The sequence below is a fragment of the Nocardiopsis aegyptia genome, assembly GCF_013410755.1.
Classification (GTDB): domain Bacteria; phylum Actinomycetota; class Actinomycetes; order Streptosporangiales; family Streptosporangiaceae; genus Nocardiopsis; species Nocardiopsis aegyptia.
Genome location: NZ_JACCFS010000001.1, coordinates 4,922,772 through 4,935,546, shown reverse-complemented (window position 1 = coordinate 4,935,546; position 12,775 = coordinate 4,922,772). Strand labels below are relative to the sequence as shown.

At 74.5% G+C, this 12,775-nt stretch carries 7 protein-coding genes; 1 reads left to right on the top strand and 6 read right to left on the bottom strand.

From position 1 onward, the window contains the following. Window positions 1-2 precede the first annotated feature (2 nt). From HNR10_RS22030 to HNR10_RS22005, 6 genes are all read right to left on the bottom strand, one after another. Window positions 3-1,106, bottom strand: coding sequence for a DUF3068 domain-containing protein (locus tag HNR10_RS22030; RefSeq protein ID WP_179826489.1), 1,104 nt, complete (start codon window positions 1,104-1,106; stop codon window positions 3-5). Continuing rightward, window positions 1,103-5,563 (bottom strand): alpha-(1->3)-arabinofuranosyltransferase, encoded by a 4,461-nt coding sequence (locus HNR10_RS22025; RefSeq protein WP_179826487.1) that lies wholly within the window; start codon window positions 5,561-5,563, stop codon window positions 1,103-1,105. The genes HNR10_RS22030 and HNR10_RS22025 overlap by 4 nt, the downstream gene beginning before the upstream one ends. Then, the gene (locus HNR10_RS22020; RefSeq protein ID WP_179826485.1) at window positions 5,560-6,891 is read right to left on the bottom strand and encodes a glycosyltransferase family 4 protein; all 1,332 of its coding nucleotides are present in this window, start codon (window positions 6,889-6,891) and stop codon (window positions 5,560-5,562) included. Before HNR10_RS22020 ends, HNR10_RS22025 begins: the two co-directional genes overlap by 4 nt. A 257-nt stretch (window positions 6,892-7,148) precedes the next feature. After that, window positions 7,149-7,289: a hypothetical protein gene (locus tag HNR10_RS22015; protein ID WP_017542507.1), complete on the bottom strand. Its 141-nt coding sequence runs from the start codon at window positions 7,287-7,289 to the stop codon at window positions 7,149-7,151. Beyond that, complete coding sequence (locus HNR10_RS22010) at window positions 7,286-9,499, bottom strand: hypothetical protein (protein WP_179826482.1); 2,214 nt, start codon at window positions 9,497-9,499, stop codon at window positions 7,286-7,288. The genes HNR10_RS22015 and HNR10_RS22010 overlap by 4 nt, the downstream gene beginning before the upstream one ends. Window positions 9,500-9,528: 29 nt before the next feature. Next, the gene (locus tag HNR10_RS22005; RefSeq protein ID WP_179829890.1) at window positions 9,529-11,124 is read right to left on the bottom strand and encodes a GDSL-type esterase/lipase family protein; all 1,596 of its coding nucleotides are present in this window, start codon (window positions 11,122-11,124) and stop codon (window positions 9,529-9,531) included. 526 nt (window positions 11,125-11,650) lie between these two features. Between HNR10_RS22005 and HNR10_RS22000 the strand changes: the two genes are divergently transcribed. Continuing rightward, a complete protein-coding gene (locus HNR10_RS22000; RefSeq protein ID WP_179826481.1) occupies window positions 11,651-12,571 on the top strand; it encodes a hypothetical protein in 921 nt (306 codons plus the stop codon). Window positions 12,572-12,775 lie beyond the last annotated feature (204 nt).

Genomic DNA, 12,775 nt, shown 5'->3' with positions numbered 1-12,775 from the left:
TCCTACGGCTCCGCCGGGACATCCTTCCGTGGGTCCTCCGGAACGGCCCCGGCGTCCCGCGGAGCGGCCTCCCCCGCGTCCTCCGGAACGGCTCCGTCGCCGCCGGTGCCGCCGGTGCCGTCGGGCTCCGGGGCGCCGTCCCCGGCCGGGGAGGCGGTGTCGCGGCCCCGCCAGGCGCGGACCAGACCCACCAGGACGGCGAGCCCGCCCAGCGGCCCCAGCACCGAGGGCGCCCAGGAGTCCAGGGACCGGAGCAGGACCGACCGCACGCGCGCCCGCTCGGCGTTGGCGGCCACCCGCGGCGCCTCCAGGGCGAGTTCGGCGCTCAGCAGCGGGACCTCGCCCTGGCCGTCGCGCGGGCGCAGGGTCTCCTCCCGCTGCTCGGTCGCGTTGACGACGACGCCCGTGACCGGCTCCACCCAGAAGGTCCGCGTGGCCTCCAGCCAGCGGGTGGCGGTCACGGTGCCCTCGGCACCGGCGGAGAAGAGCGCGGCCGGGACCGGGCGGGCCGAGTCGGGGACCTGGGTGGCGCTCACCGTCTGGATGTACCGGCCGGTCCTGAGTCCGGCGACCTCCTCCCAGTCGTCGAACTCCACCAGCGGGGCGGAGCGCACCTCGGCGTCGTAGAAGGGGTGGTCGCCCTCGGGGGCGCCGGCGGGCCAGTGGTACACCAGGCCCGCCTGGCGGACGGCACGGTCCCCGTTGACGTGCTCGCCGCAGCAGTTCACGGCACGCCCGGTCTCGCGGTCGACGATGACGCGCCGGCTGGAGTGGTCGATCATGCGGTCCGGCAGCGAGGTGTCGACCACCATCTCCCACGCCGACCAGTCGCTACCGTGCGCGGTGGCGTCCACCCGGGTCACGCGCCGCAGCTCGACGCCCTCGACCCAGGCCCACCGGGAGGTGTCCAGGTAGCCGGCCTCCTCGTCGACCATGGCCGCGGAGAACTCGGTGGTGGCCGGGATGAGGGCGACGCGGTCGTGGACGTACAGGGGCAGCAGCGCGGCCAGGGTCAGCAGGAACGCGCCGACGGCCACGGCGAGCGTGCCCCGGGGCAGGGGGCGCCGTGGCCGGGCGAGGGGGCCGACCTGGGTCTCGGCGGTCATGTCCGGGCCTCCTCGGTGTCGGCCGTCGCGGACCCGTCGGCGCCGCTGCCCGGGCGTGGACGGCCGTTGCCCGCGTGTCCGTCGACCGCGACCGCGTCGTCGCGCCCGGGGCGGGCCGTGTCCGCCGCGGAGCCGGTCGCGGAACCGGTCGCCGGACCGGACCGGGTGCCGGCGCGCACGGCGGGCGGATCGTCGTCGGCGTCCTCGTCGAGGCCGCGCTGACCCAGGGCGAGCACCAGCCGCGCCAGCGCGGGCAGGCACAGCGCCTGGGGCACCCAGCCGCGCAGGGGACCGCCGAACACCTGCGAGACGTCGTGGAAGGGCATGTACAGGGCCAGGTAGGTCCCGGCGCCCATGGCCAGCCCGGCCAGCGCCAGGGACACCGTCACCGTCCACGGCCCCGCCAGGTGGGGCAGCAGCCGGCCGCCCATCGACGGGCGCCCGGGTTTGGCGTGCCGGAGTCCCCTGGGGGCCTGGCGGCCCAGCCACCACATGCACAGCAGGATGAGGCCGACCAGGGCGGCGCCCGCCCAGCCGGCCACCCACACGCCGTAGGCCAGGCCGAGCGGCAGGACGGCCCCGCGGCCGAGCCAGCCGGGTTCGGCGGCGGGCAGGGCGCGCTGACCGCGCGGCGGCGACGTGCGCGCGCGTCGGCCCCGGGGCCACACGGCCACGATGACGAGCAGCGCGGCCAGTTGGAAGCCGACCAGCAGGGCGGCGTGGTAGGCGTTGTCGGGCGCGTACTCCAGGGTGACCGTGCCCGCGCTGCCCGCGGGCAGGACCCAGGCCTGCTTCCAGCCCTCCAGCCGGATCGGCTCCAGCGGCCCGTCGGAGCCCTCCAGCCGGGCCGTCCAGCCCTCGTTGAAGTTCTCGTTGACCACGAGCAGGCTGTCCTCGTCGACGTCCACGTCGAAGCTGCGACCGCTGGGCCCCCAGCCGTGCATCTCCTCCACCTCGGCCATGGCGACCTCGGGCCGGTCGGCGAGCGCGTCGGCGGAGTCCACCACGGCCGAGCGGACCTCGTAGCGGTTGCCCGGGTCGACCTCCAGGCGGTTGGTGCCCCCGACCAGGTCGAGGTCGGTGCAGGACTCGTAGCGCAGCGGCAGGCCGGCGAGCTGGTCGGCGAGCGTGCCGTCGCTGATGCGCGTCTCCACGCGCTGGTCGTTGACCCGCAGGGTCGGGCCCAGCCCGCACGCGGTGGAGGCGTCGCCCGAGGGCACCGCCTCGACGGGGTCGACGCCGGGCAGGCCGATCGAGCCGATCTCCAGCGCCTGCCCCTCGGGCCGCTCGAAGGTCAGGCGCAGGGTGTCGGTGGTCAGGGACGCGAAGTCGACGCGGCCGCTGCCGTCGAGCCAGCCCTCGCGCACGGTGTCCCCGCCCTCGACGGTGACCTTGATCGGCCGCAGGACGCTGTCGGCGCGCGGGAAGTCGACCTCCAGGTACCCGAGGGTGGTGGGTTCGCCGAGGTCGATGTCGAGCCAGGGCTCCTTCTCCTCGGGGTCGGGGTACCAGACGGTGCTCTCGTCGTCGTCCAGCGCGCCGCGGCCCATCGACGCCGGGTGCTCCACCGCGGTGGAGGAGGAGGTCACGGTCGGATACCCGCCGGCGCGGTTGGCGGCGTTCTCCGCCTCGCGGGGGTCGGTGAGCACGACCTCGCCGGAGACGCGGTGCGTCCCCGACGCGGACTCCTCCGACAGCTCGAAGGTGCGGTCCAGGCGGCGCGCGTCCTCGCCCCGCACCTGGAGCCGCGAGTTGCACACCCACACGTGGGAGCCCTCCATGCAGCCGGGCGCGGTGCCGGTGGAGCCGGTGAACAGCAGGGTGCCGGTGTCGGCGGGGCCGGGCACGTCGAGGGTGCGGTCGGCCTCCAGGCCGGGCAGGGACAGGTCCGCGATGCCCACGCGCGTGCCGAAGCGGTACTCCGGTTCCCAGGCGAGTTCGTCCACGCGCACGCGCAGGGTCGAGGTGAGCCCGGGCGGGGCGACGATGTCCTGGGGCTCGTCGGTCTCGGCGACCGGGACGTCGGCCTCGCCGTTGTCGGTGACGAGCGTGATGCGCGAGGGCGGCGGTTCGCCGGGCAGCTGCTCGAAGGCGATGCTGAGTCCGTCGAGGTCGCGCGGCTCGGCGAACTCGACCTCCAGCCACTCCCCGAGCGCGCCCGTGAACGCGCTGGAGCGCCAGGAGGTGGCCAGGTCGCCGTCCAGGGCCGCGTGCGGGGCGTTGCCGGGGTCGCGGTCGGAGCCGCGGGCGTCGGCGCCGCTCTCGGCGGAGGAGGCGGTGACCGAGTCGATGCCCAGGTCGCGGGCGTGGGCGACGTGGTCCTCCCACGCGGGGTCGAGGATGTCGGGGGCGGGGACGTCGCGTTCGAGCTCCTGGTCCTCGGTCAGGGTCGCCGAGACGTTGCGGCGCACGTCGGAGTAGACGACCTCGCGGCGGCGCGCGGTGTCGGTGACGACCGTGTCGGCGGCGGAGACCTCCTCGGCGCCGGGGTCGTCGCCGAGCAGGACGGGCCGGTCGTCCGTGATCAGGCCCTGTTCGGCCAGGTGGAGCAGGGACTCGGGCCCGCCGGTGACGCGCACGGTCTCGTCGGCGGGCACGGTGCCGACGGTCGGCGCGGCGTCGGCGACCTCGTAGACGGTGAGGGCCCGGTAGGGCTGGTCGAACCACTGGGAGGCCGACTGGTGGTCCAGGGAGCCGATGACGGGGCCGAACTCCGCCGCCTCGGTGATGCCGGGCGACGTGCGCAGTGCCTGGTGCACGCGGGCGGGCCAGCCGCCGTTGTTGCCGGTGCGCTGGAGGTCGTTGCGGACGATCAGGTGGGTGACGCCCAGGCGGGCGAAGGTGTCGGCGAGCCCTTCGGACCCGCGACCGGAGGAGACCCGCTGGTCGATCTCGTGGGTGAGCCGGGAGACGCCCGCCGAGCCCCAGGGGATGATCTGGTGGTTGGTCCAGGCGCCGGACAGCAGGGGCTGCATGGGCTCGTCGAGGGGGCGTCCCCACTCGTACTCGCCGCGTGCCGAGCCCGGCAGGGCCATCGTCATGCCGCGCTCGTCGGAGCGCTCCTCCAGCCAGTCGGTGGCCTCGGTCCAGTACTCGGGCATCCGCTCGTACCCGCCCGCGGGGGCGATGCCGACGGTGCCGATGGGCAGCAGCGTGACCAGGAAGGCGGTGGCGGCCAGGCCGGCGACCGACCGGCGCAGGCGCGCGGAGACGGGTGCCGAGCGCCGGTCGGCCCAGTCGCGGGCCACGACCACCGGCAGGTGGGCCAGGCCCAGGACGAGGGGCAGCCGGATCAGCGCGTCGAACTTGTGGACGTTGCGGAAGGGGGCGAGCGCGCCGTCGAGGAGGTCGCGCATGGTGCCCGCGAGGGGGCCGGTGAGGTCGCCGGTGTGTCCGGCGACGATGACCGCCGTCCCGGTGAGCAGGCAGGCGATGAGGAAGAGGCGTTCGGGGGTGCGGCGGTTGATGAGTCCGGCGAGGCCGAGTCCGGCGACCAGGGCGGTGACGGCGATCAGCCAGGGGGTGGTGGACAGCTCGGCGCCCGAGGGCAGGGCGGTGTTGCCCTGGGCGGGGAGGAAGCCCATCCAGTTGGAGGTGCCGCGCAGCGCGTTGAGCAGCGAGGTGACGCCGGTGGTGACGGCGGCGTCCTCGGTGTAGGGCATGAACGAGTACACGTACCGCGACATGAGCAGCAGCGGGACGATGTACCAGAACGAGGCGAGGACGATCGCGACCGACCACCAGGCGATGAGCCGCCGTTTGCGGGGGCCGCGGGCGCGGGTCAGCAGGTAGAGGCCGGGCACGACCAGCACGGCCAGTTCGGAGGCCGCGTTGGTGCCGCCGCACAGCAGGAAGGCCACACCGGAGAGGAAGGCCATCCGGACCGGGGACCGGCCGTGGCGGGCGCCGAGGACCAGGGGCAGCAGGATCCACGGCATGAGCAGCATCGGCTGCAGCTCGGCGGAGTTGTAGGACAGCAGGGTCAGCACGCGCGGCGCGAGGGCGTAGGCGAGTCCGGCGAGGATGCGGGTGTTGACGGTGCCCAGGCCCAGGGCTCCGGCAACCTTGTACACGCCGGTGAACGCGGCGACGAGCAGGACGGCCATCCACAGCCGCTGGATGAGCCAGTCGGGCATGCCGGCCAGGTCGAGGACCAGGTGGAAGGGGCCGTTGGGGAAGAAGTACCCGTACGCCTGGTTCTGGATCTGCCCGAAGTAGGAGGCGTCCCAGAGGAAGAGGGCGCGCTCCAGGAACCCCAGCGGGTTCGCCGTCAGGTCGATCTTGGTGTCGCTGACGATCCTGCCGGGGTCGATGCTGGCCGCCAGCGCGCCCAGGAGCAGACACACCGTGAGGACCTTCAGCCGCGCCCGCAGCTTCTCGTCCAGTCCTCCGCCGGGGGCGGACGGTGCTCTGGAATCCTCCGGTTCGCGCCTGACGGTGGATTCCGCCGAAGTCACATCTTCTCTTTCTTGCCTGCCGCGGAGTCGTGGGTGCCGGGGGTGGTGGCCGGGCCGGTGAGCCGGAGTTCGCCGGCGACCAGGCGGGCCATCCTCGCGCCGCTGGCCTCCCAGGTGAACTGGGCGGCCCAGGCCCGGCAGGCGCGGCGGACCTCCGCGGCCCTCCGGGGGTCGGAGAGCTCCTTCAGGGCCCGGTCGACCACGTCGGCGAGGTCCTCGCCGTCGCGGACCAGCCATCCGGTTTCGCCGTCGCGTACCGAATCGCGAAGTCCGTCCACATCGTAGGCCACGGTGGGCACGCCGAGCCGGGCCGCCTCGATGACGGTCAGGCCCCAGCCCTCGAACTCGGAGGCGGTGACGTGCAGGTCGCAGGAGGCCAGGAGGCGGTTCTTGTCCGCCTCCGGGAGGAAGCCGTGCAGGCGGACGGCGCCGGTGAGGGAGTCGCGCTCGATCTGGTCGGCGAGGTGGTCGCCCTCCGGGCCGCGGCCGATGATGTGCACGCGCAGGCCGGGGTGGGACTCGCGCAGGCCGGCGGCGAGGTCGACGACCCGGGAGACACGCTTCTGCACGACGAGGCGGCCGAGGCTGACGATGGCCGGGAAGCCCGTGGCCGCGGAGCCGCCGTCACCGCCACCGGTGGGAGGGGGGACCGGGGAGGGGAGCGGCAGGGGGGCCGGGACGCCGCCGTTGTGGATGATCTCGATGGGCGCCCGCCAGCCGAGCTTGTCGCGCATCGCCGCACGGGAGGACTCGGAGACGGTGACGGTGGTGCAGTCGCGGTACACCCGGGAGGCGACCGCGGACTCCATGAAGCGCCCGAACCACGCCAGCGGCGCCGGGAAGTAGGCGTTGAATTGGAGGTCGTGGACGTGGTGGACGACGCTGACGACACGGGTCCGGCGGCGCAGCACCAGGCGCGACAGGAACGGGACGCCGTTCATGCAGTCGAAGGCGAGGTGGTACTCGCGCCGCCACAGGGCGAGCCAGGCCATGACGCGGGGGTAGACGGTGAACCGGCCGCCCATGCGGCGGATGACGATGCCGTCCTTGGTCTCCACGCGCGCCTGGTGGGGTTCGCGGCTGGTCAGGAAGGTGACGATGGCACCGCGTCCGGCCAGGTGGCGGCTGATCCGCCAGGCGTACTCCTCGGCGCCCCCGGCGGTGCTCTGCCAGGGATCGCGCCAGTTGATCATGACGAGTCGCACGCCGTCCAGGCGCGGCCCCGGGTCGGTGGGCGGCTCGGGAACCGTCACGGAGGCGGCCGCGGCCGGGGCCGTGACCGTGGAGGTGTCGGGATCGACCCTGTGGTGCACCTTCTGGAAGACCACAAGCTCTCCTTCCGCGCGGGGTCCGGTGGGAGACGGAAGCCGTTGCCGTCCGCGCTTGGATGAACACACGAGGTGAGGGACCGTGCGTAGCGCCGAGCGCACGCGGGACGGACCCGTCGAGGGTGGGATGGGGGCGGGCGGAACCGCGGACCGGTGAGCGGGGCGCCCCGCGGGGAGCGGGGCGCCCCTGTTCCTCACCGCTCGGGCGACCCAGGGCGCGTTCGGCGGGCACTCACGCGGCACCCGCCGAACACGCCCTAGCGGTCGCCGTAGTTGTAGAGGGTTTCGTTCACCGGTTCCGCGGTCGCCGTCGACTCGGTGGCGAGGTTGGTGGCCACCACGGTGGCACCTCCCGCCAGAGCCGCGCCGATCACACAGGCGGCGATTACCTTGATCACTTGGGGATCTCCTTCCGCGCGCCCGGCTTCGAGGCGAAGCCGAAGCGCTGGAAACCGAGACTAGAACCTGATCTAGCTATAGACCAGATGATTGCCCCAACTGTAACTAACCCCCCGGTAACTTCCAACCCCGGAATGTCAGGTTTGTCCGCGTTGATGTGCTGTTCCGGAACCCGCAGGAGCGCGAGATCCGCGGAGTCCAGCACAATCTCCATGTCGGCGCCCTCTGACCAGAACTGGTTATCAATGGGAGCGGAGACCACCACGTACCGCACACCCAGGCCGCCCAGCACGCGCGCGAGTTCACCGGCCCGGCCCGCCTCCGCGAGCGCGGGCAGGCCGGTGGCGGGGTCCACCTCCAGCGCCCGCGCCGCCGCACGGGCGCGCGCGTCCTCGCCCGCCACCACCACCGCTCCCCCGTCGGGAGTGCCGACGACCAGGTCGTCGTTCCACAGCGTGCGGCGGTCGAAGGCCTTGGTCGCCGGGTCGAGCACGACCACGGGCTCGCCCGTCCACTCCAGGCCGCGGTACGCGCTCCAGGGCAGCACGAGCACCGCTCCGGGCACGTCGTCGGCGGCGACGGCCTCCTGGGCGCGTGTCCACGCCGCCGGGTAGTCGACCGGGGCCAGTCGCCCGCCCGCGCCCCACAGCAGTCCGGGCAGGACCACGATTGGCGCCAGCACGGCGAAGGCCGCCACGGCCACCCGGACCGCGCCGGGGGGCCGGGCCCCGAGAAGCCCGGGGGCCCCCGGAGCCACAGGGGGGTTCGCGAGGGGCGCACAGGGTTCTGCAGGCCGAGGGCGTTGCCGAAGCGAGGGACGAGCGCCGGCACGAAGGAGGCCGAAGAACCCTGTTCTCCGCGCCCCGAGCACGGGCCGAAGCGCAGCGGAGGCCCCGAGAAGACGCACCACGGCGGCTCCCAGGCCCAGGGCCTGGACCAGGGCCAGGGGGGCGACGTAGAGCTGGCCGTCGCGCAGCGGCCCGAACCCGGGCCAGAACCCGATCAGGGCCCGCACCAGCGCCTGGCCGGCGGGGCTCGCCCCCAGTAGGGCGACCGCCAGGCCGGCCACGGCGGCCACGGACAGGCCCGCCCCGAACGCCGGGCGGGCGCGACGCACCCACCACACCCATCCCGCGAGCGAGACGAGTACCAGCAGCAACCGCGCGGTCGCCGTGACCGGCTCGCCGTACCCCGGCGGGACCGCGCCGGAGTTCCACACCCCGCCCAGCAGAGCGAGCGAGCCCACGACTCCGAACGGGGTGTCCGAGCGCGCGGCGAAGGCCGCGACCCCGGCCGGATCGGTCGCCGCCCCGCTCACCAGTGAGGGCAGCAGCCAGGGCAGGGAGACCAGGACCAGCGCCAGGACCAGAAGGAGCCCCCGCCCCCACCAGCGCGCGGTCACACCACCGCCCGGCACCTTCCCAACGCCCTCCGGCGTCAAGCGTCCAGGTGCATCAGAGTCCCCCGGGGCGGAGGATGCAGGTGTGGCGGAGCCACCCGGGGCGGCAGGGGCAGGTGCACTCGGATCGTCGGGGGCCGGGCGTCCAGGTGCATCGGAGTCGCCCGGGGCGGCAGGTGCAGGCGTGGCGGAGATCTTCGGGGTCTGGCGGGTGAGGGCTACGGGGCCCGCCGTCAGCGCGGTCAGGACGACCGACGAGAAGCCGCCCACCGCCGCGGGGATCAGCGCGCACACCAGGCGGGCCAGGGAGCGCCCGGTCGAACGCGGCCCCTCCATCGCGAGCCGGGACGCCGCGCCCACCGCCCAGGGCAGACCCGCGTAGCCGAGCAGCATCGCCCACTGGCCCAGCAGCAGGCGCTCGGCCACGAAGGGGTTCCACACGAAGGCCGTGCCGGCCGCCGCCGACGCGAGCAAAGCCGGCACCCGCCCGGGGCCGCCGGGGGCGCCCAGGGCGCCGAGCATGAGCCGCGCGGCGCCCGTGCCGCCCACGGCGAACACCGCCAACAGCGCCAGCGACTGCACCGCGTCCCCCGGCAGCACCAGGGAGGCCAGGGCCACCACCGCGTCGCTGGGGATCGCCCTGGGGAACCCGTCCGCCCCCCGCAGCACCGTGCCCAGCGGCAGGTCGGGCACGAACACCATGTCGTAGCGCAGGACGTAGCCGGGCCCGAGCGCGGGCCCCAGGGCCAGGACCCCGGCGAGCACGCCCACCGTCCACGGCAGGAGCCGTTCCGGCCACCGTCCGCTCATCCGCCGCCCCCCGCTTCCCTGACCGATCCTCACAGGAGCACGCTGTCGGAGAAGCGCCCCTCCACGTAGTCCCGGTAGGACCTGACCACGACCTCGTAGTTCCCCGACACCGTCGCCTCCCACCGGGTGTCCTCCCCGGTCGAGCCCTGCGTGCGCCACCCTTCGCCGTCCAGCGGCCCGCGACCGTCCCGGCGCTCGCAGTCGAACGCCGGCGAGGGCGCGGGCGGCGGGGCCACCGGCGGGTCGGGCTGCACGGGAGCGGGCTCGGGTTCGGGCTCCGGCCGGGGCTCGGGCGGCGGCTCGGGCCTCGGTTGCGGTGACGCGTCGTCCGGCGTCCGGGAGCCGTCGCCGTCGGGGGCCGCGTCCCCGGCGCGGGGCCCGTCCAGGCCGTCCCGGGGCCGGCGGAACTCGTCGACCGGCCCGCACTCCAGCGCCCGCAGCCACACCTCGTAGTGCGTGGCCTCCTCCACCGCGTCCCACTCGACGACCGCCCCGCCGTCGCGGACCCGCACTCCGCCCGGCCCGGGCGGCGGGTCGTCGTTCCACAGGACCTCGACGGGCTCGGACTCCTCGCCCTCGTCCCGCCCCTTGACCGGCCGCACCACGAACTCGTACCGGGCGCCGCTGAACAGCGCCTCCACGAGCACCGAACGCCGGTCCCCGTCGCCCTCCGCCTCGGCGGGCAGGACCGTCGCCTCGTCGGGGTCGGGGGCGATCCTGCGCTGCACCACCCGGTAGCCGGTCGCGCCGGGCACCTGCGGCCAGCTCAGCAACAGCCCGTCCGCGGCCTCCTCCGCCTCGGGCCTCGGCGCCTCCCGCGGCCCCACCGCGACGTTCGGCAGCGGCCGGGGGTAGGACTCGCCAACGCCCAGCGGGTCGGCCAGGGCGTCGGCGAAGGCCGCCGCGATCTTCAGCTCACCGCGCGCGTTGGGGTGGACCTCGTCCCAGTTGTCGTAGGAGGGGGCGTAGTCCCTGGCCACCTGGGCGACGATCACGGGCGACTCGGAGGAGGTCAGCTGGTCGGCGAGGTCGACCACGCCCATGTTGAAGTGCTCGATCTCGTCGTTGACGCGGGCGTCGTCCGCGGTGCCCTCGACCGGCGGGAGTTCGCCGACCACGAAGCGGGCCTCCCCCTGGACGACCCGCACCGTGGAGATCATCTCGCCGACCCCCTCCAGCGCGTGGTCCGCGCCTCCGCCGCGCAGGATGTCCTCCATTCCGGCCAGGAGCAGGAGGTAGTGGGGTTCGTGCTCGGCCGCGATCTCCGCCAGGTCGGCGGACAGCTCCTCGGAGGTGGCGCCCCACCGGGCTGCGTGCCCGGTGTCGAAGTCGGGATCGGCGTAGGTCCGGTCGCCGCCGCTCCCGTCCAGCGCGTGCATCTCGTCGTTCGGCCCGACGAAGACCGCGTCGACGCCGCTCTGCTCCAGATGCGTCCACAGGCGGTAGCGCCAGGTGAAGTCGCCGCTGCTGCCCTGGGTGAGGGAGTCGCCCACCGGCATGATGCGCAGTTCCCCGTCGGGCGGTCCGGGGACGCTGACGGGCTCGTCGGCGCGCTCGTCCGCGCCGGCGCCGATCCCGGAGCCCGTGCGGATGATGAGGAGGGTGACCGCCATGGCGGCGAGCATGACGCCGAGCAGGCCGAGCGGTCCCGGCTCGAACCGGGCGGGTCCGTAGCCGCGGGTGAGCAGGCGGCGCCAGGGGACGTCCCGCCAGTCGAAGCCGCGCCAGTACGCCGGGGTGAACAGCCGGCCGGTGCGCGCCCACCTCGACTCGCGCCGGTCCTCGGGCCGGGACGCGTCGTCCTTCTCCGGCTCGTCTGGGTCCGCCACCGTCACCCGATCCCTCACAGTCGCGCCGCGCCCGCGGCTCCGGAACAGGTTCTACCCCGCCGCCGGGACGCTCCGCCCGCGCACGGGGCACGGGACGGAGGATGCGTACCGCCCCAGGCTACTGGGCCGGAGAGCACGGTTGAAGGCCAGGCCGGACAACGAATGGGACATATCCGGCAGGCTGTGCGCCGCCCCTGGCCATGGAGCCGCAGGGCCGGACCGGATGACGCGTGATGTAGAACTGGTTATATTCAGTGCGTCAACCAGCGGTCGGACGAACCGGAATCCCCGTCCGCCCACACCCCGACCGAGAGGCCTCCCCGTGATCGGACTCCTGGTCGCACTGCTGTCCGCCGTGGTCTACACCGTGGGACTGGCGGTGGAGCAGCGCGCCCTGCACGGGTCGGAGTCGATCTCCGTCCACCGCCCGCTCCACCTGGCCCGGGTCCTGCTCGGCAACCCCCGGTGGGTCTTCGGGTGCGTCTTCGCCGCGCTCGGCAGTGTGGGCCTGATCGTGTCCCTGGGCCTGGCCCCGGTGTCCGTGGCCCAGCCCGCCTACGCGGCGGGCGTGGCCACGACCCTGCTGGTCATCACGCTGGTCACGGGCGAGCGGATCACCCGTGGCGAGTACGTGGCGCTGGGCGTCATGCCGGTCGCGCTGGCCCTGCTGAGCCTGTCCACCGCCGACGGCGCCGAGACCGGCACGCGCGCGGACACACCACTGCTGGTCCTGGTCACCGTCGTGACCGTGGTGATGTGCGTGGGGGCCATGGGCCTGGCGGGCGGCCGCGGGCGGTACGTGTCGGCGGCGGCGATGGGCGCGGCGGCCGGGCTCGCCCAGGGCAGCGCCGGGCTGCACGGCAAGGGCCTGGGCGGGCTGCTGGCCGAGCACGGGGTCCTGGGCGCCGTCGTCCCCGCGCTGCTGTCGCCGTTCCCCTACCTGTACGCGGTCGGCTGGGCCGTGGGCATCGTGCTGTTCCAGACCTCGCTGCAGCGCTCGCGGGCCTCCATCACCGCGCCGGTGTCGAACGTCGTCGGCAACGTCTTCATGGTCGTGGCCGGAACGATCCTGTTCAACGAGGCGCTGCCGGACGATCCCGTCATGCTGGGGCTGCGGGTCGGCGGGTTCGCGCTCACCCTGATCGTCATCGTGCTGGTCCGCGGCAACGTGGCCTCGGCCGAGGCCGACACCAGCCGCAAACGCGCCGCCGCCCTCGTCCCCGAGGCCCCCGAGCCCCACTGACCCCAGCCGCCCGGCCCCGCCCACCGCGCCCCCGGAGGCTAATGGTGGGCAAGCCCGCCCACCGGAACCCCAGGGGTCAACGGTCAGCGGTGCCGCTCATCGTGCCCCTGGGTGGCAGAGGTCAGGAGTGCCGCCACGACCCCCGGGGATCGAAGGTGAGCAGGTCCGCCCACCGAACCCCCCGGAGGTTGAAGGTCAGCGATT

Coding starts and splice junctions, on each gene's coding strand:
- HNR10_RS22010 (WP_179826482.1), bottom strand. CDS start 9,499: ATGAGCGGACGGTGGCCGGAACGGCTCCTGCCGTGGACGGTGGGCGTG.
- HNR10_RS22030 (WP_179826489.1), bottom strand. CDS start 1,106: ATGACCGCCGAGACCCAGGTCGGCCCCCTCGCCCGGCCACGGCGCCCC.
- HNR10_RS22005 (WP_179829890.1), bottom strand. CDS start 11,124: ATGCTCGCCGCCATGGCGGTCACCCTCCTCATCATCCGCACGGGCTCC.